At 61.0% G+C, this 20,747-nt stretch carries 19 protein-coding genes; 11 read left to right on the top strand and 8 right to left on the bottom strand.

All coding sequences use genetic code 11. From position 1 onward, the window contains the following. Positions 1-182: 182 nt before the first annotated feature. From NKH28_RS32270 to NKH28_RS32285, 4 genes are read right to left on the bottom strand one after another with little or no spacing between them, the layout of a single operon-like run. On the bottom strand, positions 183-1,382 hold the full coding sequence (locus NKH28_RS32270; protein WP_352981257.1) for a mandelate racemase/muconate lactonizing enzyme family protein: 1,200 nt from the start codon (positions 1,380-1,382) through the stop codon (positions 183-185). A 17-nt stretch (positions 1,383-1,399) separates the two neighbouring features. Beyond that, positions 1,400-2,761 (bottom strand): mandelate racemase/muconate lactonizing enzyme family protein, encoded by a 1,362-nt coding sequence (locus NKH28_RS32275; RefSeq protein WP_352614805.1) that lies wholly within the window; start codon positions 2,759-2,761, stop codon positions 1,400-1,402. Positions 2,762-2,817: 56 nt separating this feature from the next. Further along, on the bottom strand, positions 2,818-3,984 hold the full coding sequence (locus NKH28_RS32280; protein ID WP_352981258.1) for a mandelate racemase/muconate lactonizing enzyme family protein: 1,167 nt from the start codon (positions 3,982-3,984) through the stop codon (positions 2,818-2,820). Positions 3,985-4,038: 54 nt separating this feature from the next. Next, complete coding sequence (locus NKH28_RS32285; protein ID WP_023679253.1) at positions 4,039-4,749, bottom strand: GntR family transcriptional regulator; 711 nt, start codon at positions 4,747-4,749, stop codon at positions 4,039-4,041. 209 nt (positions 4,750-4,958) lie between these two features. Here NKH28_RS32285 and NKH28_RS32290 point away from each other — a divergent pair, with 209 nt between their 5' ends. The 6 genes from NKH28_RS32290 (at position 4,959) to NKH28_RS32315 (ending at position 11,443) form a co-directional block, all read left to right on the top strand. Then, positions 4,959-6,437, top strand: a complete 1,479-nt coding sequence (locus NKH28_RS32290; RefSeq protein WP_352823238.1) for an ABC transporter substrate-binding protein — start codon at positions 4,959-4,961, stop codon at positions 6,435-6,437. A 79-nt stretch (positions 6,438-6,516) separates the two neighbouring features. Further along, complete coding sequence (locus tag NKH28_RS32295; protein WP_352819641.1) at positions 6,517-7,476, top strand: carbohydrate ABC transporter permease; 960 nt, start codon at positions 6,517-6,519, stop codon at positions 7,474-7,476. After that, a complete protein-coding gene (locus NKH28_RS32300; protein WP_352819643.1) occupies positions 7,476-8,366 on the top strand; it encodes a carbohydrate ABC transporter permease in 891 nt (296 codons plus the stop codon). Before NKH28_RS32295 ends, NKH28_RS32300 begins: the two co-directional genes overlap by 1 nt. Positions 8,367-8,376: 10 nt before the next feature. Next, the gene (locus tag NKH28_RS32305) at positions 8,377-9,474 is read left to right on the top strand and encodes an ABC transporter ATP-binding protein (protein ID WP_352819645.1); all 1,098 of its coding nucleotides are present in this window, start codon (positions 8,377-8,379) and stop codon (positions 9,472-9,474) included. A gap of 33 nt (positions 9,475-9,507) precedes the next feature. Beyond that, positions 9,508-10,671 carry a mandelate racemase/muconate lactonizing enzyme family protein gene (locus tag NKH28_RS32310; protein WP_352981259.1) on the top strand — a complete coding sequence of 388 codons (1,164 nt, stop codon included), beginning with the start codon at positions 9,508-9,510 and terminating at the stop codon, positions 10,669-10,671. 22 nt (positions 10,672-10,693) lie between these two features. Beyond that, on the top strand, positions 10,694-11,443 hold the full coding sequence (locus NKH28_RS32315; protein WP_352823232.1) for a ribonuclease activity regulator RraA: 750 nt from the start codon (positions 10,694-10,696) through the stop codon (positions 11,441-11,443). Here the strand turns inward: NKH28_RS32315 and NKH28_RS32320 are convergent, their stop codons facing one another. Genes NKH28_RS32320 through NKH28_RS32330 form a run of 3 tightly spaced genes read right to left on the bottom strand, consistent with a single transcriptional unit; the run spans position 11,444 to position 15,005 of the window. Next, positions 11,444-12,265, bottom strand: a complete 822-nt coding sequence (locus NKH28_RS32320; protein WP_352819651.1) for an alpha/beta hydrolase — start codon at positions 12,263-12,265, stop codon at positions 11,444-11,446. Between the two features lie 11 nt (positions 12,266-12,276). After that, entirely contained in the window at positions 12,277-13,764 is a 1,488-nt protein-coding gene (locus NKH28_RS32325; RefSeq protein WP_352819653.1) for an NAD-dependent succinate-semialdehyde dehydrogenase, read from the bottom strand. 17 nt (positions 13,765-13,781) lie between these two features. After that, positions 13,782-15,005, bottom strand: coding sequence for an iron-containing alcohol dehydrogenase (locus tag NKH28_RS32330; RefSeq protein WP_352819655.1), 1,224 nt, complete (start codon positions 15,003-15,005; stop codon positions 13,782-13,784). Positions 15,006-15,201: 196 nt separating this feature from the next. On the opposite strand from NKH28_RS32330, the gene NKH28_RS32335 reads away from it, so the two are divergent. Together NKH28_RS32335 and NKH28_RS32340 are read left to right on the top strand one after the other, a co-directional pair. Beyond that, a complete protein-coding gene (locus NKH28_RS32335; RefSeq protein WP_502898605.1) occupies positions 15,202-15,894 on the top strand; it encodes a GntR family transcriptional regulator in 693 nt (230 codons plus the stop codon). 151 nt (positions 15,895-16,045) lie between these two features. Further along, positions 16,046-16,639 (top strand): DJ-1/PfpI family protein, encoded by a 594-nt coding sequence (locus NKH28_RS32340; RefSeq protein ID WP_352474439.1) that lies wholly within the window; start codon positions 16,046-16,048, stop codon positions 16,637-16,639. Positions 16,640-16,701: 62 nt separating this feature from the next. Here the strand turns inward: NKH28_RS32340 and NKH28_RS32345 are convergent, their stop codons facing one another. After that, positions 16,702-17,598, bottom strand: coding sequence for a GntR family transcriptional regulator (locus NKH28_RS32345; protein WP_352819659.1), 897 nt, complete (start codon positions 17,596-17,598; stop codon positions 16,702-16,704). 167 nt (positions 17,599-17,765) lie between these two features. On the opposite strand from NKH28_RS32345, the gene NKH28_RS32350 reads away from it, so the two are divergent. From NKH28_RS32350 to NKH28_RS32360, 3 genes are all read left to right on the top strand, one after another. Beyond that, positions 17,766-18,818, top strand: a complete 1,053-nt coding sequence (locus NKH28_RS32350) for an ABC transporter permease (protein ID WP_352614824.1) — start codon at positions 17,766-17,768, stop codon at positions 18,816-18,818. Continuing rightward, on the top strand, positions 18,815-19,600 hold the full coding sequence (locus NKH28_RS32355; RefSeq protein ID WP_352981261.1) for an ATP-binding cassette domain-containing protein: 786 nt from the start codon (positions 18,815-18,817) through the stop codon (positions 19,598-19,600). The genes NKH28_RS32350 and NKH28_RS32355 overlap by 4 nt, the downstream gene beginning before the upstream one ends. Positions 19,601-19,693: 93 nt before the next feature. After that, positions 19,694-20,608 carry a sugar ABC transporter substrate-binding protein gene (locus NKH28_RS32360; RefSeq protein WP_352503634.1) on the top strand — a complete coding sequence of 305 codons (915 nt, stop codon included), beginning with the start codon at positions 19,694-19,696 and terminating at the stop codon, positions 20,606-20,608. Positions 20,609-20,747: the final 139 nt, after the last annotated feature.

Consider the following 20,747-nt stretch of genomic DNA (forward strand, 5'->3'; position numbering starts at 1 on the left):
CGCCATGCTCTGCTCGAGCCGAACGACGCTCAACGCGAGCGCGACGACCGGTTCTTGATCTCTACCTCACCCCATGCGCCCATCCCGCGCAGCGGGTTCGTTCCCCGGCCCGAAACGGTCATTCCGGATGACAGGTTGCGTGAAGCAGTCCGCGCAGTGCAGGGTGGCGCAAGAAGGATGGTTCAGTCGAAGAAGCCTGCATCCTCGTCCCGGAGATATTTCCTGGCTGCTTCGGCGTCGATATCGAGGCCCAGCCCCGGCGCTTCCAGCAGGTCCACCATGCTGTCCTTCACGATCTGCGACGGCAGGCCGATTACGAGGTCCTCCCACCAGGGGTCGGAGGCGCTCGGGCATTCGAACGCGATGTAGTTGGCGGGCAGGGTGGCGCAGACATTGATCAGCGCGCCGAGGCCCAGAAGGCCGTTCGCGGTGCCGTGCGGTGCCATCAGGATCGAGTGCATATAGGCGTGCTCGGCGACCCATTTGAGCTCGGCAATGCCGCCAATATCGGCTGGATCGGGGCCGATGACGCGCACCGCCTGCGTTTCGATCAGCTCCTTGAAATTGTGCCGCAGGTATATCTGCTCGCCGGTATGGATTGGCGTCGAGGTGGAGGTGGTCAACTCCCGATAGGCCTGCGGATTGACCCACGGCACATAGTCGCCGGTCAGCATGTCCTCGAGCCACATCAAATTGTACTTCTCGACCGCGCGAGCGAACTTGATCGCATCGGGCAGCATCCAGCCCGGGCCGCAGTCGAGCGCCAGGCTGACCTTGTCGCCCAGCACTTCCTTCATCGCCATCACGCAGTCGAGCATATGGTTGAAACCGCGCTCGCTGATCACGCCCTGGTCCATGGCACCGTGATAGCCGGCCTTCTTCTGCGTCACGCCGTAGTGAAAGCCCTCGATGGTGTCCTTCATGTTGGAATGGAACGAGATTCCCTGCTTGATCATGAAGAAATTCTGCGGCTGCTCCATCATCCATTTCACGTCAGCGGCGTAATCCTCCGGCCGGTTCCCCGTTCGCTTCTGGCGGATCGAGCCGTTATAGACGCGCACCTTGTCGCGCACCTTGCCGCCGAGCAGTTTGTAGGCCGGCACGCCTGCGGCCTTGCCGGCTATGTCCCACAGCGCATGCTCGATAGCGCTTACCGCCGCGCCATAGGGCTTGAAAGAGCCGCGTTGGCGGATCTTCAGCATCACCCGCTCGACATCGGTAGGGTCCTCGCCGATCAGCGCCTCACGGAAATGCAGCACCCAAGGCTTGAGATAGGTCTTGGTGAACTCGACTTCGCCAAGGCCATAGAGGCCCTCGTCGGTAACGATGCGGACTATTGGGTGTTTGCCGATGACGGCGCAGCGGAGATCGGTGATCTTCATCTTCGGTTCTTTTCGCCTCAGCTCCAGATACGGTCCCAGGAATACTCGTCGTCCCAATGATCCGTGGGCTGCCAGATGCCGGTGACACCCGGCTGCAGATGCTGCGAGATCACCTCGTCGACGACGTCGTCAATCCCCAGGCCAGGTTTGTCCGGAACAGTGATAAAGCCGTCCTTCACGAGCGGCTTGGGAAGGCCGGTGACGATATCGTCCCACCAGTCGACATCGGCAGAGTGGTATTCGAGCGCCATGAAGTTTTCGGTCGCGGTCGCGACATGTGCCGCGGCCATTGCGGCGATTGGACTTTCGGCCATATGGATGGCCATTGCGATGCCGTGGTCCTGGGCCATGTCGCCGATCTTCTTGCTCTCGAGGATGCCCCCGCTGGTGAGCAGGTCCGGGTGGATAATGGAAAGGCCGCCGCTCTTGAGCAGAGGCTCGAAGCCTTCCTTAAGGTAGATGTCCTCGCCGGTGCAGATCGGCACCGTAGTGGCGGCCTGCAGTTGCCGGAACTGCTCGGTGTACTGCCATGGGATCACATCCTCGAGCCAGGCCGGCACGTATTTTTCAATCCGCCTGGCGAGCCGAATGCCGTTCTGCAGCGAGATGTGGCCGACATGGTCAATGGCGAGCGGAATATCCATGCCGATAACATCGCGAACCTCGGCAATGTACTGTTCAAGCAGGTCGAGGCCCTTGTCGGAAAAGTGGAGGCCGGTAAACGGATGGGGGACGTTATGCAAATCGTAAGCGGCATTGCGGGCGCGCCGCTCCTCCATGGTCTTGACCGGGCCGCGGCCGGGATGGATGCGGTACCCTTCAAGTGAACCAGCAGGGGAGACGACCGCACCGGGTACATCCGCGATCTGCATCAGCCCCAGATCCATCTTGAGGAAGGTGAAGCCGAGCGCCATGCGCTGCTTGAGGCGCTTGCCGGTCTCGGTGCCGCTCGGCACGGTAGCGTCGGTGTCGCAATAGACGCGCACCTTCTCCCGAAACCGGCCGCCGAGCATCTGGTAGATGGGAACGCCATAGGCCTTGCCGGCGAGATCCCACAACGCGATCTCGACCGCCGAGACGCCGCCGCCTTGCCGGCCATGGCCACCGAACTGCTTGATCCGGCGAAACAGGCGGTCGATGTCGCAAGGGTTCTCGCCAAGCAGCCGGCTCTTCAGCATCAGCGCGTAGGTGGCACTGGCGCCGTCGCGCACCTCGCCAAGCCCGACGATGCCCTGGTTGGTGTAAATCTTGAGCAGGGTCGAGGTGAACGGCGCGCCGACGATTTCGGCTACCCGCATGTCGGTGATGCGAAGCTGGGATGGCTTGGAGTTCGCGTTTACCCGATTGAGCGCTTCGTCGGCGCCACCTCTCTTTGCCATGACTTATCCTCGTTTTCGGCTTGTCGTCCCGCACCCTGGGCCGGCATTTGGTCTTGCTAGCCCAACTCAATCTCGTAGGCCTGCAGGTAGTCGCGGTCCATCTGAATACCGAGACCAGGCTTCGACGACAGCTTGAGGCTGCCGTTCGAAATGTCGAGTGGTCTGTCGATCAGGTGATCGTATTTGCCCAGGTTGCACTCCGATGTTTCGAGTTTGTAGAAATTGGGGACGGTCATCATCACCTGCGCTCCCGCAACCACGTTGATCGGTCCCGCGGCGTCATGTGGCGAGACCGGCACGTAGTAGGCTTCGCACAGCGCAGAAATCTTCTTGAGTTCGGTAATGCCGCCGGTCCAGGTAACGTCGGGCATGATGTAGTCGGCGAGCCTGTTCTCGAGTACCGGCACGAAATCCCACTTCGTGTGGCCGCGCTCGCCCCACGAGATGGCGGTATTGACCTTCTCACGCACCTGCTTGAGGGCGTTAAGGCTCTCGGGCGGGCAGGGTTCCTCAAACCAGTCGATCTGGCCGGCCTCCTCGAGGCTCCGACAGAGGCGAATGGCGGTGGGGACGTCGAAGCGGCCGTGCGCATCGATGAGAATGTCGACATCGGGTCCTGCCGTTTCGCGGATCAGAGCCGTGAGGTCGGCGGCTTCGCGCTCGTCCTTGCGGGTCATGCTGCCATCGAGGTAGCCGTCTCGCTGTTCGCGGGGCAGGCCATCGGCGCTGCGGCCCTGGTGGGGGTAGGGATCGAACTTGAGCGCAGTGTGTCCGGACTCGACAATGTCTAGAATTTCGCGGACCACAGCCTCCTTGCTGGTGAATTTGGCCTGGTTGGGATGGGTGTAGAGCGCGATTTCATCGCGTACCGGCCCGCCAAGCAACTCGTAAATCGGCTTGCCAAGGACTTTGCCCCGGATGTCCCAGAGGGCAATATCGATGGCGCTCACGCATTCGACAGCGGCGCCGCGGCTTCCCATGTAGGTGAAGCTGCGGAAGATCTTGTGCCAGAGATGCTCGATACGCGCCGGATCCTCGCCTGTCACGGCGACGCCGATCTGCCGCAGGATCGTGCAGAGAGCGCGGTTGGCGAGCCTTGTCGTGGTGGTGATCTCTCCCCAGCCGCTCACTCCCTCGTCGGTCGTCACTTCGACGAACAGGAACTCTCCCCAGTAAGAAGCACCGGACTTGATCAGCCACGGCCGAATGCTCGTGATTTTCATCTCAACTACCTTTGCCTGGAAATGGTCAGCTAACGATGTTCTGGACTGGACATTCTATCCGGCCCGAGCGGCGTTGCGCGCTCGCATCTGTTCGAGAATATGCCGGCCCGAACCCTCGACATGGCGGGAAACGAGTTCGGCCGCCTTGTCGGCCTCTCCCGCCTTCACAAGCGCGATGAGTTCGCGGTGCTCGCGCATGATCGCGGCACGTCGCGCCAGCGTGAAATTGAAACGACGGCTCACGGCTCGCAGCACTTCGCGGTGCTTCCACCAAAGCTCGGCGGCGTGGCGGTTGTAGTGCCGCTGGTACATCACGGTGTGGAAAGCGGTATCCAGCTCACTGTGCCTGAATGTGTCGGCGAAGTTGTTCTCTTCGATCAGGCCTTGGAGACGTTCGAGTTCGGCGATGTCCTCGCCGGTAGCCATATTCACAAACCATCGTGTCAGGGCTGGCTCGATCAGAACACCGATCTCGTAGATATCCCGGACAAAATCCTGATCAATGGGTCGCACGCGCGCCCCGCGGTTGGCGACAAAGGTGACAAACCCTTCGCCGCGCAACAACTGCAGGGCCTCGCGCACAGGATTGGTCGAAGTGCCGTGACGCCGGGCGAGATCGGTGACGACAAGCCGTTCGTTGGCAGCGAGCCGTCCCTCGATGATATCTTCCCTGATCAATTCATAAAGCGAGGCGCCCTCGCTGGAGGCCCCGATGGGATCGGTCCCCACCGGTGGCATCGCTTTGAAATCGCTGATTTCGGCCAAGGCCGGGCTCCCCAATTTAATACATACCTTGCCCGATATCACACACGGCTTTCGCAAACAATGTACGATCCAGCGCGTTGACAGGCAATTCACGATCTGAAAACGTACCAAGCGATCGAGAGGATACACTGAGCTGGCAGAAGCATCCTCGCGATCGAAACGAGCAAGGACCGCTTTAGGGCGGCATGGGAGAACCAGGGAGGATACCTATGACGAGAATTGCGCTCGGCAGTGCCATCCTGCGCGGCACTGTCGCCACTGCTTTGATGGCATCCCTGACGTCTACATCGGCGCTGGGTGCACCGCCGGTCGACCTGAGCAAGTGGTCGCCGGAATATGTGCGCTCGATTGCGGGCACACAGGATTTTGACACGGCGGCCGATTGCGCCAAGGTCACCCCGCTCGACTACAAGGGGCGACTGACTTTCTGGTATCAGGGCGTGTTCGAGGGCGACCCCGACCTCCTGCGCCAGTACTACAAGGATTTCTTCGAGACCTTCCGCAAAACCTATCCGAACATCCAGCTCGAGGAACAAGCCCTCACCTATAACGACCTTCTCGACAAGTTCCGCACCGCGCTCCTGGGCAATGCCGCGCCTATGGCGGTCCGCCTGCAGATCCTGGGTGGTACCGAGTTCGCCTCAAAGGGCTATCTGCAGCCGCTCAAGCCAGAGGACGTGGGGTATTCGACCGAGGATTTCTGGCCCGGCGCCATGAAGGCAGTGACCTGGGAGGGCGTGACCTACGGCATTCCGACCAACAATGAGACGATGGCGTTCATCTGGAACGCCGACATCTTCAAGCGGGCCGGCCTCGATCCGGACAAGCCGCCGGCAACGTGGGACGACGTGGTCAAGTATTCCAAGCAGATCCACGACAAGCTCGGCATTGCCGGATATGGCCTCGTGGCTCGCAAGAATGCCGGCAATACGCCGTACCGCTTCATGCCACAGCTGTGGGCCTATGGCGGAGGTGTCTTCGACGAAGCGACGCCGAACCCGACCTATGAGCAGGTCCAGCTCGATAGCCCGCAAAGCAAGGCAGCGCTGCAAGCCTCCTACGACATGTATGTTCGCGACAAGTCGGTTCCGGTTTCGGCACTCACCAATCAGCAGGCCGATAATCAGCCCCTGTTCGTCGCTGGCCAGCTCGGCATGATGATCTCGCACCCGTCCGATTACAACGTCATGCTCGACCTGCAGAAAAAGGCGACGGGCACCGACAAGGACAAGGCGCAGACGGTCATCGACAACATGCGCTACGGCCTGATCCCGACTGGTCCCGACGGCAAGCGCGCCGTCGTGTTCGGCGGCTCGAACATTCACATCCTGAAACCCGAATATGTCGAGGGCGGCAAGGTAGACGAGCCGGCCGCGAAAGCTATCATCTGCATGTGGACGAGCCCTGAATGGTCGCTGAAGATGGCCTACGCCGGATCAAACCCTGGCAACCTCAACGGCTTCAAGACCAAGTGGATGAAGGAACGTCTGGACAACATCAAGTTCCTCGACGTCACCACCTCGATGCTGCCATACGGCATCCCGTTCCCAGCTCTGCCGCAGGCCCCGGAGATCATGAACATCATCATCCCGGACATGCTGCAGAATGCCCTGACCGGAGCGATGACCGTCGACCAGGCAGCGGACGACGCGGCCAAGAAGGTAAAAGACCTGATGGGCGGACTCTAGTCCAAGCCACACCTACGACCTGGACCGGCTGCGCCGCTGGCGCAGCCGCAGCGTTCCGAAGAAAAAGGGCACGCCACAAGTGACGATCGTGACCGGCAAGGCCGAGGCTCGCCGAAGATTGCAACCCGGTTGGTCCGGCGCGCTGCGGAAGGTCTGGGAGCATCGCGCGGACTACGCGTACGTGCTCCCAGCGATCGCCGTGATGCTCATCGTCATCGCCTATCCGATCTACTACACGGTCGAGCTGTCGTTCTTTAAGACACCGCCTGGCCTGCAACTCCGCGACAAGACCTTCATCGGCTTCGATAACTACACGACCATCCTCACCAGTCAGGTGTTCTGGAAAGTCACCTGGAACACGCTGATCTGGACTCTGGGGTCAACTTTCATCTCCTTTGTCCTGGGGTTTGCCACAGCGCTGGCGCTCCACCGCGACTTCATCGGCCGTGGTGTCCTGCGCGCCGTCCTGATCATCCCTTGGGTCATCAGCGCCGTCGCCGCCTCCTACATCTGGAAGTGGATCTACCATTCGGACTTCGGGATCATCGGCGCGGTGCTGGTCGGCCTCGGATTGGCCGCCCATCCGCCGAATTTCATCGACAATGTCAGCACGGTGCTGCCCTCCCTGATCGTCGTCAATATCTGGCGCGAGTTTCCGTTTGCCATGATCATGATGATGGCCGGCCTGCAGACAGTCCCCGACCAGTTGCTGCGTGCCGCAAAAGTCGACGGTGCCAATGCATGGCAGCGCTTTTGGCACGTCACCTTCCCGCACTTGCGCAACGTCTCGGTGGTGACGATGCTGCTGCTCGCGGTGGCCAACTTCAATTCCTTCATCATCCCCTGGATCATGACCGGCGGCGGGCCGTCGAACGCATCGCATATCTGGATAACCCACATTTATGAGCTCGCCTTCGGACGGCAGCGCTGGGGCGTGGCATCGGCCTATTCGGTGCTCCTGTTCCTCACGCTGATGACGCTGGGCTACTTCTACGTCCGTGCGTTAAGCGGCAACGAGCGGAAAGAGGGGAGCGCCTGATGAGCACGATTGCCGAAACAGCGCCTCGAGCCCAGACCCGTCGCCGCATGCGCGTCGACGGATGGCGGTGGGCCGGGCGCATATTCCTCGTGTTCATGCTGCTTTATACCGCGTTGCCGATGATCTGGATGCTGATCACCTCGATCAAATCCGGATTCGCGGCGACACAATTCCCGCCGCAATGGTGGCCGGACGAACCTACCCTCGCCAGCTACCAGAAACTGCTCGATCCGCAGAACAGCGTCGGCCAGGACTTCCTCCGCTTCTTCTGGAACAGCCTTTTCGTGTCGACCGTCACGACAATCCTTTCGGTGATCGTGGCTGTCCCAGCGGCCTACGCGTTTTCGCGCTTCAGTTTCCCCGGCCGGAATTTCCTGTTCTTTGCCGTGCTGCTGCGCAACATGTTCCCGGCGGTGATCTTTCTCGTGCCACTCTTCATCCTGATGCGCGCCATCGGTCTGATAAACACGCATGGCTCGCTGATACTCACCTATCTCACCTTTGGCCTGCCGCTGGCGATCTGGCTGCTCAAGGGCTTTTACGACAATATCCCGGTGCAGCTTGAGCAGGCGGCGCGCATCGATGGCGCAACACGGTTCCAGGCCTTCATCTTGATCGTGATGCCGCTCTCGACGCCGGGGATCATCGCCACCGCAATCTATTCCTTCATCGGCGCGTGGAACGAGTACATCTACGCCTACACCTTCCTCTCCAAGAACGAGCAGTTGACCCTGCCGGTCGGCATCCAACGCTTCTTCTCGGAAAATACGACGGACTTTCCGGGCCTGATGGCGGCCAGCTTCATGATGAGTGTGCCCGTCGTGGTGCTGTTCCTGGTCCTGCAACGATACTTCGTACGCGCCCTTACAGAAGGCGCGGTCAAGCACTAGGGAGTTGCCGATGGCCCACGTGGTCCTCCAAGATCTCGTCAAGAGCTATGGCAGCTTCAAAGCTGTCAACCACGTTTCGCTGACGGTCAATGACGGCGAGTTCGTTGCGCTCGTCGGCCCTTCAGGCTGCGGCAAGACAACCACGCTCAATCTCGTCGCGGGGCTGACCCCGATCACAGCGGGCGACATCATCATCGGCGAGCGCGTGGTCAACGACCTCGACCCCAAGGACCGGGACATCGCAATGGTGTTCCAGAACTACGCGCTCTACCCCCAGAAATCGGTCTACAAGAACCTGGCGTTCCCGCTTCAGATGCGCAAACTCCCCAGGGACGAGATCGACAAGAAGGTCAAGGAAGCGGCGCGAGTGCTCGACATGACGCACCTGCTCGAGCGCAAGCCGCGCGAACTGTCGGGCGGGCAGCAGCAGCGTGTGGCCCTTGGCCGTGCCCTCGTTCGCGCCCCCGCCGTGTTCCTCATGGACGAGCCACTGTCTAACCTCGATGCCAAACTGCGCGTGCAGATGCGGTCGGAGATCAAGCGTTTCCACCAGGACCTCAAGGCGACGATCATCTATGTGACGCACGACCAGCTCGAAGCCGTGACCATGGCTGACAAGATGGCGGTGATGAATGGCGGCTACCTGCAGCAATACGATTCACCGGCGCAGGTCTTCGCCCATCCGGTGAACATGTTCGTGGCCAGCTTCATCGGCAGCCCGGCGATGAGCCTTATTCCGTTAGAGGCCTCGACGGCAAACGGCAACACGGTGTTGACCGGCGCCGAGGGCTGGCGCCTTGAGCTCTCACCGCGCAATGCCCAGAAGGTGGCGAAAGCGACGACCAGGAAAGTCGTGCTCGGCGCACGTCACTCGACGATCAAGCTCCACAAGAGTGCGGTCCCTGGTTCCATTCCGGCCAAGGCCTACACGGTGGAACCGACTGGAGACGTCACCTTCGTCCAGGCGTTCCTGTCCGGCGCCATCGTCAACGTCAGCGTGCCGCCGAACATTGCCGTCGCGCCCGACGAGCAGATCTGGCTCGAGTTCGACCAGGAGCGGATGCATCTGTTCGATGGCGAAACTGAAATGGCCCTCAAGGCCAACTGAGATAGAGCGAATGCGTGTGAAACGTGGGCGTGGATGACTGAGAAACTTAAGATCACCGCGATCAAGCCCTATCCGGTGTGGGTAGGAACGCGCAACCAGATGCTCGTCAAGGTCGAGACCGACCAGGGCATCTTCGGCTGGGGCGAGAGCGGCTTGAGCGGTCGCGAGAGGGCCGTGGCCGGCGCGGTCGAGCACTATCGCGAGTTTCTCATCGGCCGCGACCCGATGCAGATCGGGCGGATCTGGCAGGAGATTTACCGCAGCCAGTACTTCGAAGGCGGACGAGTCCTTCAGGCGGCGATTTCCGCCATCGACATCGCCCTTCACGACATCAAGGGCAAGGCGCTGGGCGTGCCGGTCTACGAGCTGCTGGGCGGCAAGCAGCGCGACCGCATTCCCACTTTTGCCTCGACCGGCGACGAGGCCGAGGGCGACGTTGCCATCGAACGGGCCCGCGAACTTCGCGCGCAGGGGTGGCAGGCGATCCGCTTCTTCCCCTTCGGGCAAAACAGCAAGGACATCTTCGAGCCGCGCGAGTCCATCGGCGCTACCGCGGGCATGCTGAACAGGGCGCGCGAGGCGCTGGGCGACGACGTGGTCCTCGGCCTCGACTATCATCATCGGCTGTCGGTGGCAGAGGCCGCGAGCTTCTGCAACAAGCTCGGTCGCGGCGTGCTTGATTTCCTCGAGGAGCCGATACGGGCCGAAACGCCGGAGGCCTATGAATCGCTGCGCACGATGACCGAAATCCCCTTTGCCATAGGCGAGGAATTTGCCAGCAAGTGGCAGTTCCTGCCCTACATCGAGCGCGGCATCCATCAGTTCAACCGGCTCGATGTTTGCAATGTCGGCGGGCTCACCGAGGCGATGAAAATCGCTGGCTGGAGCGAGGCGCATTATGTGGACCTGATGCCGCACAATCCGCTTGGTCCAGTGTGCACGGCCGCGACCGTGCATCTCGCTGCCGCGGTACCCAACTTCGCGTGGCTCGAGACCAGGGCACCCGAAACAAAGCTGGGCTTCGACAATTCCGACTTCTTCCCCGTGCAACCACGGCTCGACGGGACCGATTACCCGGTCGGCGATCTGCCGGGGCTCGGCGTCGAGGTCAACGAAGTTGCGGTCCAGACGCAGAGTTTGCGTTTCTGGGAAGCGCCTCACCTTAAGCGCCGCGACGGTTCTGTTACGAACTGGTAGTTCCATTCAATCGGAGTCCACAATGACACATACTTCCGACATCATGCGGCCGCCTAAAGACCTGATCGACGCGCTAAGGCAGATCGGCGCCGCGACGGTTGCCGGCACGCTTGGCCATATGGGTTTCCGCAATCCGCACATGGTTGGTCCGGTGGCGCAAAACCACGGGAAGTCGATCGTCGGGCCGGCGCTGACGCTGCAGTTCCTGCCGCAGCGGCCGGACCTCTTCACCGAAGGAGAATATGCCGATCCGGAGACACAGCTGCACCGGCACGTGCTCTATCACGCGCAGGAGGGCGATGTGGTCGTGGTCGACGCGCGCGGCGACATGAGCTCGGGCGTCTTCGGCGATATGATGTCGACGTATTTCAAGGGCAGGGGCGGGGCCGGTATCGTCATCGATGGGTGCATGCGCGACCGGCCCAATGTCGAAAAGCTCGACCTGCCCCTATGGCTGCGCGGCTGGACGCCAAACTATCATGTGCAGACCAGCATCTATCCCAATGCCGTCAACGTTCCGATTGCCTGCGGCGGTGTCACGGTGATCCCGGGCGACATCATCGTCGCCGACGACGACGGGGTGGTGGTGCTTCCCGTCGTGATGGCCCCGAAGGTGATCGAAGAATCACAGAAGCATCATGATTGGGAGGAGTTTTCGCGAGCGAAGCTCATGGAGGGCGGGCCGTTGCAACGCTACTATCCGCTGCATGACGATGCCCGCGGAGAGTACGAGGAGTGGCGCAAAACAAATCGCCTGGAGAACCCGAGTTAGTCAGCAGGCCTTGGCGATCAGTTTTGCCAGGCAATCGCCAGCCTCGGTCCCCGGCACGCCAAGATCTCTGACACTGTCCATGTGGTTGCGGTTCGGGAGCACATGCGACGTTACCAACGATCCCTGCCGCAGCAAGCTTGCTTTGAATCGATCGGCTTGCTGATGGAAGGGTGGCGTCTCGTTGGCTCCGACCAGAACCGCCGCCTTGGTTTGAGCATCATGCCGACAGGCGAGAGGTGTGAACATGGCGACTTCCTCGTCGGTTATTCCAATCTCGTTGGCGAGAAAGGAATCCTGGAGCGGCTTCAAATCATAGAGTCCGCTCAGGAGAAGGGCTGCCTTCACATTCGAGGGGGTATGCTCGCCCTCGAACAGAAACGTTGCAAGATGGGCTCCTGCCGAATGACCACTGACAGTCAGGGCCGCCGGGCTTCCGCCATGATCGGCGATGTTGGCCAGGACCCACTGCTTGGCGCGGCGCACCTGGTCGACGATCCTCGCCATTCGGACCTTGGGCATCAGAGCATAATCGAGGATGACGGCGATGGCCCCGGCCTGGGTAATCGTCGTCGCGATGTATGAGTAGTCGCGCTTGGAGAACATTCTCCAGTAGCCGCCATGGACAAAGATGTGCACCGGTAGCGCCGTTCTTTTGCCCGCAGGAAAGAACAGGTCCATGGTCTCGGTCGGATCCGGTCCGTAGGCCACGTCAGCGGTCATCGGAATGGCGGCGCGGGCGACCTCGCTGCGGTCAACAATGTCCTGCACGATTTGGTCAAAATCAGCAACGTGGTCGCGGATGCGAAAAGGATCGCCTTGCATTCTTCTTCAGCTCACATGCTGACGGCGAGGTATTTCGCCTCCATGAACTCGGCAATGCCGTGATGCTGCCCTCCCTCGCGGCCGAGCCCACTTTGCTTGACGCCGCCGAAGGGAGCTGCCGGATCAGACATCAGCCCGCGGTTGAGAGCAATCATCCCGGCCTCGATGCGGGAAGCCACCCGCATGCCGCGCGCCAGATCGCGCGTGTAAATGTAGGCAGCAAGCCCATATTCGGTGTCATTGGCGCGTGCGATGACCTCGGCCTCCGTTTCGAAGCTCGAGATTGGCGCCACCGGCCCGAATATCTCCTCATGCGCCATCTTTGCGTCGCCCGGCACGTCGCGAAGCACCGTCGGAGGGTAGAAGAAACCGCGCCCGGACAGGACTGAGCCGCCGCACATGACCCGCGCGCCGCGTGTGACCGCGTCGACGACAAGGCGGTCTATCTTCTCGACCGCCTTTTTCGTGATCATTGGCCCGCATTCCGTGTCCGGATCAGTGCCAGGGCCGACCTTGAGCGACGACATCCGCTTCTCGAGGCCATCGCAGAAGGCTTCGTAGACGCCGGATTGCACATAGAGGCGGTTTGCGGCCGTGCAGGCCTCGCCGGCGTTGCGCATCTTGGCCACCATTGCACCATCGAGCGCCGCTTCGAGATCGGCGTCGTCGAACACAATGAACGGTGCGTTGCCGCCGAGTTCCATCGAACACGAAACCACATGCCTGGCAGCCTCTGCCAGCAGAGCGCGACCCACACCCGTCGAACCGGTGAAGGAGAGTTTGCGCACCCGCGGATCGGCCAGCATGGCGGCTGTCAAAGGCCCGGGACTGGAGGTTGTCAGGACGTTGACCACCCCTGGTGGAATGCCCGCGTCCTGGTAGAGCGCGGCGAGCGCATAGGCGGTGAGGGGTGTCTCACTGGCCGGCTTCAGGATCACCGTGCATCCAGCGGCAAGTGCGGGCGCGATCTTGCGCGTCGCCATCGCGGCAGGAAAATTCCAGGGCGTGATCAGGATGCAGATGCCGACGGGTTCGTAGTCGACCACAATCCGATTGGTGCCGGAAGGCGCAGTACCGAATTCACCGGTAATGCGAACGGCCTCCTCGGCATTCCAACGGAAAAATTCCGCGGCATAAGCGATCTCGCCGCGGGCATCCCGCAGGGCCTTGCCGTTTTCCAATGCGATGAGAGTAGCCAGTGCCTCCGATCGGTCCGTCATCAGTTCGAAGCAGCGTCGGAGGATCTCGGAACGCTTTCGCGGCGGCGTTGTTCGCCAGTCATCGGCTGCCTTGGCAGCGGCTTCAACGGCAGTGGCGGCGTCGTCCACGGTCGCATCCGGCACAGCGGCGATGACAGCCTCGGTCGAAGGATCGACGACCGGAATCACCCTGCCATCCGCGGACTGCCGCCATTGGCCGCCAATATACAGCCCGTGCGAGATTGTGTGGAAGTCGCTGATGCCCTGATCGTCAGCCAGAACCTGTGAAAACGTGTTCATCTCGATATTCCCGATTGTTACATGATGCTGGCGAGGTCGCCATCAAAGGCCGCCTGGACCAGGTGTCGCATGGTCCGCAAATCAAATGGACGCGGGTTGTTCTTGATGAGGCGCTCGATACCGATCGCTTGTTCCGCCGTCCAATCGAGCTTATCGGCGGGCAGCCCCAGCTCGGCTAACGAGGAGGTGATCCCGATTGCCCCAAACAGCCGGCTGACTTCGGCAATGGTCGCGTCGGCCAACTCGTCGGGCGTCCGGCCTTTACCATCGAGGCAGAGCGCGTTGGCGATCTCGGCCATCTCGGTCGCTGCGGCTGTTTTGTTGTACTTCATGACGTACGGCAACATGGTGGCGACACCCAATCCGTGAGCGGTGTGGGTTATCGCGCCAACCGGATATTGCACGGCATGCGCTGCCGCTGTGCCGGCCGTTCCGAACGCGCAGCCGGCTGCAAGTGCACCCATCATGACGTCGGCCCGGGCGTCCTCGTCAGAGGGCCGGCGGCATGCCGTTTCAAGGCTTCGGCCAAGCAGCTTGATCGCCAGCAGGGCGAAGTGATCGGTCAAGGCGGTTTTGCCGATAAAGACATGGTTCTGCGGAAGGCCGGGATCGGTCCCACGCCTGGCGGCGGTGAAGGCCTCGATTGCATGCGTCAGCGCATCGGCGCCTGCGATTGCCGTCAATCCCGGCGGGCATGTCATCGTCAACTCAGGGTCGCAGATGGCCGCGGCCGCGATCAGATACGGGCTTGAGATGCCGACCTTAAGTGTGCGATCCGGATCCGAGATCACGGCGACCGGGGTCACTTCAGAGCCCGTGCCGGCTGTCGTCGGCACCGCAATCAGCGGCAGCATCGGGCCGGGCACCTTGAACTCGCCGTAGTAATCCTGGAGCTGACCGCCGTGACTGATGAGCAGCGCGGCGCATTTGGCCAGGTCGAGACAGCTGCCGCCGCCAATGCCGATCACCATGTCGGGCGCGAACTTCCGTGCTTCCTCGACGCAGACGGCAACGGTGTCCCGGGGGACGTCGGGCAGCACACGGTCATGCACCAGTACGTCTAGCGAGGCGGCTCGCAGTGCCGCGATAATCTCAGCGAACTGGCCCGTTGCGGCAAAACGTTCATCGGTGCAGACGAGCGCGCGACGCCCGAGCCTGGCCGCGACAACCGGAATGACGTGGCGTTGGCCCCTCCCGAAGAGGATTTCGCGTGGCAGCCTTATCGCAGCGAAAAGGCTCATGACCTGCATCCTGTGATGATGTCTGGAAAGGCCGCTGGGGCGGCACGCTGCTCCCGCAGGGCTACCGCTAGCGCCATGCTTTGTCTCGTAACCGCCGCAAATGATATCCTCTATAAAATCGTATAGGATATAGGATTGCATTAGCCAGAGCATCGTGTTAGCAACTCAATGTGTCAAGAGGCAAAACATGCAGGCCATGAACTTACTCAATGCGGACGATACGAACCTCGGCGGCGGGCGTATCCAGCGCTCCAGCAGCCTGGTTGAGGACGTCTACGAAGCGATTTTTGCGCAACTCATGTCGCTGAAGATTGCGCCGGGCTCGCGCATCACCGTCGACAGTCTGGTCAAGGAGTTCAACGTATCCCACACGCCGATCCGCGAGGCGCTCGGCCGGCTCGAAGGCGAAGGCCTGGTGCTGAAGACGCATCTGATCGGTTACCGCGCTGCGCCGCAGATCACGAAACGGCGGTTTGACGAACTTTATGAGCTTCGCCTGCTGCTCGAACCTCATGGCGCAGCCAAGGCAGCCGCGCTCATGGACGAGGTAAAGCTCGCGCAGCTTCAGACGTCGGCCGGCGTCATGGCGCGCCGTGAGGGCAAGGACGAGCGCCTGCGGTATTCCAACTTCGCCCGCCAGGATGCCATTTTCCATGACAAGGTCATGGAATTCGCCAACAACGAACTCGTGCGCGAGACACTGGCGCACCAGCATACCCACTTCCACATATTTCGCCTGATGTTCCATTCGCGCGTCACCGAGGAGGCGCTTGATGAGCATGAGGCCATCCTGGCCGCTTTCGCTGCGGCCGATCCTGCCGCTGCCGAGCAGGCGATGCGTCGCCATATCGAGCATTCCCGCGACCGTTTGTTGCTGGCGTTCGACTGAGACTGTCCCGATGTCCCCGCACCCGCCGTTGACGGTCATCACGCAGGCCAGTGCCAACGAAGACTACTTCCCCGATTCACCCTTCTAGAAACTCAAACCTACCAGGCGAGTACAGGTCTCGCCCGGCCGTTGTCACAGGAAAGGAAGTACCATGCCAGGCAAAAAGATCCTGATGCTGACCGGTGAATTCACCGAGGAATACGAAATCTTCGTCTACCAGCAGGCGATGGAAGCGGTGGGCCACAGCGTCCACGTCGTGTGCCCAGACAAAAGCGCCGGAGACCTGATCAAAACATCGCTGCATGATTTTGAGGGCGATCAGACCTACACCGAAAAGCTCGGCCACTATGCGCTGATCAACAAAACCTTTTCCGACGCGGAGAAGCAGTTGGAGCAATACCACGCCGTGTACTGCGCCGGCGGCCGTGGCCCCGAATACATCCGCACGGACAAGCGCGTACAGGCGATGGTGCGCCACTTCCACGAAACCAAGAAGCCGATCTTCACGATCTGCCACGGCGTGCAGATCCTGATTGCGGTGGACGGCGTCGTGCGTGGCAAGAAGGTCGGCGCACTGGCGGCTTGCGAGCCCGAAGTGACGCTTGCGGGCGGCACCTATATCGACCTGTCTCCAACGGAGGCATATGTGGATGGCACGATGGTTTCGGCAAAGGGCTGGACGGCCCTTGCAGCGTTCATCCGCGAATGTTTGAAGGTGCTGGGAACGGAAATCCGTCACGCGTAAGCGTTTGCTTCCGACGCGTTCCAGAGGATGCGTCGGTTCCCTTGAAGGGCGGGTCGACTACATCATTCAACAAGTCCGATAAGCGAACGCGTCAACGTTGCTCTTGCCGACGCCAGGTGCGCTCGGCAGGCCCGCTCAATCCGGTCAGATTCGCGGCTTTCGAGCGCATCGATATAGGCGAGATGCTCGAGGATTGCCGCCTGGTTGCGCTGCTTTTCGTCCTGCTTGTTCCACTGATAGTGGTAGTGAAAAATGAACGTGATGATGTCGTAGAAATCATCGATGAAGCGGTTCGGTGATGCCTCGTTTATGAGCCGGTGAAACCGGTTGTCCAGGCCGGAGAAGTCATGAAAACGGCCCTCAATTCGCTCCAGCAGGTCGGCATGCGCCATCTTGAGCGCAGCGAGTTTCGACCATAGGGGAGAACTGTGCGGCTGTAGTGAAAATAGTTGCGCCGAACGCAGTTCGAACATTACTCGGATCTCGAAGAGCTCAAGTGCAAAGCCTTCGGTGAAGCCCTTGAAAAGCCAGCCTGTATTCGGCCGTTTCTCGATCAGTCCAAACCGGCTGAAGCGGATCAGGAATTCGCGAATTCCGTTGGTCGCAACGCCGAATTGGCGCGCAAGCTCGAGCTCATTGATGCTGGTTCCAGGCCTGGTGTCGCCCCGCAGCATCCACTCCATGAACTGCTGTTCGACATGCTTGGCGCGAGGTGTGGTTTCGGCGTCCGGATAGTAATCGTTGTCGCTGACCGGGCGGCCCGTCGACCTGAGGCCGTGGCGTTCGGTGATAAGTTCGCGGTGAACCAGTTCCCGCAAAACCTTTCTGACGGTTGTGCGGCTGACGCACATTCGCCGTCTAAGCTCATTTTCGGAAGGAAGTTCACCGGCCAGTTGCCCGTCGCGCAGCATATTCGCAGCTCGATTGAAGGCCTTCTTGTAGACGGTGTCGGTTCTCATCGGATTTTCCTTGGGAACTATAGCTTGTCCTTTTATCATGAACTTTATCCATAAAAAACAACTTGACCCGGCCCGGCCGGTTGTTTTTTATCGATAAGAAGAGGACCTGAACACGAATTGAATTTTTGACGACACGGCTCGTACAAGCCGCGGCGGGGAGGGGAAATTTGCCTGAAACGGGAAACACCGGCACGACTGTCGGCGAGGCCGCGTTGCCGGCATCGAGGAAGTCAGAAGCCGTTCCCGGCCTTGCGCTCGGCCTGATGCTGCTGAGCGCTGGTCCGGTGGTCATCCTGGTGCTGCTGATCGCCGTTCTCAGCTTTCTGTCGCCCTATTTCCTGACGGGACGCAATCTCAGCAACATCCTTGCCCAGACGGCCGTCATCTCGGTTGTTGCGATGGGCCAGCATCTGGTCATCCTGACACGCGGCATCGATCTCTCCGTCGGCTCGAACCTTGCACTGGCCTCCGTCTTCGGCGCGCTGAGCTTTCATGCCGGTGCTCCCGCCATCATCGTGATCGCCGTGATGGTTGGCTGCGGTGCCGCGGTCGGCGCCATCAACGGGCTCTTCTACGTCTTCGGCCGGCTGCCGCATCCTTTCATCATCACGCTGGCGACATTGAGCATCGCCAAGGGGCTGGCCCTGCAACTGGCCGATGGCCGCGCCATTCCTGGCATGCCGGATTCGATCGATGCGCTTGGCCGCGAGGCGGTTTGGGGCCTGCCTGGATCGGTTTTCGTCGTTGCGGGCGTTGCCGCGGTTCTTTCCGTCATGGCTAAAACCATGGTCTGGGGGCGCTGGATTTATGCCGTCGGCGGCCGGCCCGACGCCGCGCTGCGCATGGGCATTCCCGTGTCCTGGGTGCTGGTTTCGGTCTATGTCATCTCAGGGCTGTGCGCCGGCATCGGTGCCGTCATCCTTGCCGGCCGCACCGACGCCGGTTCGCCGCTGTTCGGCAATCTGCTGGAACTGGACACGATCGCGGCGGTGATCATTGGCGGCGCCAGCTTTCTTGGCGGTCGCGGCCACCTCGGCCATGCCTTGATCGGCGCCATCATGATCGGCGTTATCCGCAACGCGCTCAACCTGCTCAACGTCAATGTCTTTTTCCAGCTCATCGTCATCGGCGTGGTCATCGTGATCGCGGTCGAGTCCGACGTGCTGCGCAATTACCTCGAAGGGCGTGTGCGTGTCCTGCAAGCCGGAAGGCAGTCATGAGCGCCGCTGCGGATAACGCCGATCACGCGGTCACGGCGGACAGTCCCGTGCTGGCGGTACGCGGTGCTACCAAGCGTTTCGGTTCGGTTCTGGCCCTCGACGATGTCAGCATCGAGGTGCGGCGCGGCGAGATCGTCGGCCTGCTCGGCGACAATGGCGCGGGTAAATCGACGCTGACCAAATGCATCAGCGGGGTGCACCAACTCGATGCCGGCGCGATCCTTTTGGACGGTGCGCCAACGCAGATACGCTCCCCTGCGGATGCGCGCTTCGCCGGCATCGAGACCGTCTATCAGGATCTGGCGCTGTTCGACAATCTGACGCCGGGACAGAACTTCTTTGCCGGTCGCGAGCTGGCTGGCCCGCAATGGCTTCCGCGCGGCCTGCGGTTTCTGCAGCAGCGCCGGATGGACGCCGAGACCCGCGCTCTGCTGGCAAACCTGAAAGTTGCGTTGCCGCGGCTGGATGCCGTCGTCGCCATGATGTCGGGTGGACAAAGGCAAGCGATCGCCGTGGCCCGCTCGACCGTGTTCGCCCGCAAGGTTGTCATTCTGGATGAGCCGACCGCCGCACTCGGCCTGCGTGAATCACGCCAGGTGCTCAATCTGGTCGCTGCGCTGCGCGACCAGGGCAATGCCGTCATCCTGATCACTCACAACATGGAACACGTCGTCGAGCTCGCCGATCGCGCGGTGGTGCTTCGCCAGGGCCGCAGGGTCGGCGAACTGGTGCCGACCAAAGGCAACAAACAGGAACTGGTTTCCATGATCGTTGGAGCCTGACCCGTTCGAAATTTGGGGACCTTTCAGGTCCGCAAATGCCTGAAGCGTCTCCCGCCGGGAGGCGTCTCAATCCAAGGGAGGAATACAATGCCAATGAACCGAAAACTGTTCGCAGGGCTGGTGATCGCTGTTGCGTTTTCCGTGCCGGCTTCGGCCGCAGACAAGATCAAGGTTGGCCTGATTACGAAATTCCCGGTGCCGTTCTACTCGACCATGGAGGACGCCGCCAAGAAATACGCGGCCGCTCATCCGGAGATCGAACTGGTCACCGGCCAGGGCCAGGCAGCTACCGACATCGAAGGCCAGATCGCTCTGATCGAATCCATGATCACGCAGGGCGTCAACGGGCTGGCAATCACTCCGGTCGACCCGACGGTCGCGCCGGCGCTCGACAAGGCGGTGGCCGCCGGCATCAAGGTGGTTCTCGTCGACAACAGCATTCCCAACTGGAAAGGCCAGACGGCATTGGTCTCGACCAACAACCTCAACGGCGGCAAGATCGCCGGAGAGTATCTTAAAACGGTGCTCAAGAGCGGTGACAAGATCGGTATCCTGCAAGGCGTTCCCGGGGTGCCGGCTCTGGATGACCGGGTCACGGGCATGATGGAGGGATTGGGCGACGTCAAGGTCGATGTCGTCGGCAAGGGCGCAACCAACTGCACGCTGGAACTTGGCACGTCAGTGACCGAAGACATCCTCACCGCCAATCCCGATCTCAAGGCGATCTACTCGGCCTGCGGTCCGCCGATCCCTGGCGCCGTCAAGTCGATCAGCAATTCCGGCATTGCCAACGACAACCTCATAGTGGTCGGCTTCGACGCGTGCTGCGGTGAGATCGAAGCGATCAAGTCGGGAGCGGAGGACGCCAGCGTAGCTCAATTTCCAGCGAAAATGGGTGAGCTTGGCATCGACACCGTCGTCAAGGCCATCCGCGGGGAACCCGTCGAGGCCAATGTGGATACCGGCGCCGGACTGGTGACGCTGCAGAACGTCAAGGACTTCGAGTGATCCACCAGCGGTGCGGCGGGGTGGGCCCCCCCCCCACAAAAAGTTTGCCGGGGACCGCGTATGAAGGGGGTGGAATTTTATTAAAGGGGGTGTATTATAAACAAAAACCAGCCCCCCACACCCAGATGATAAGGGGGTT

This window comes from Mesorhizobium sp. M1227 (assembly GCF_040318315.1).
In the GTDB taxonomy this organism is placed as follows: domain Bacteria; phylum Pseudomonadota; class Alphaproteobacteria; order Rhizobiales; family Rhizobiaceae; genus Mesorhizobium.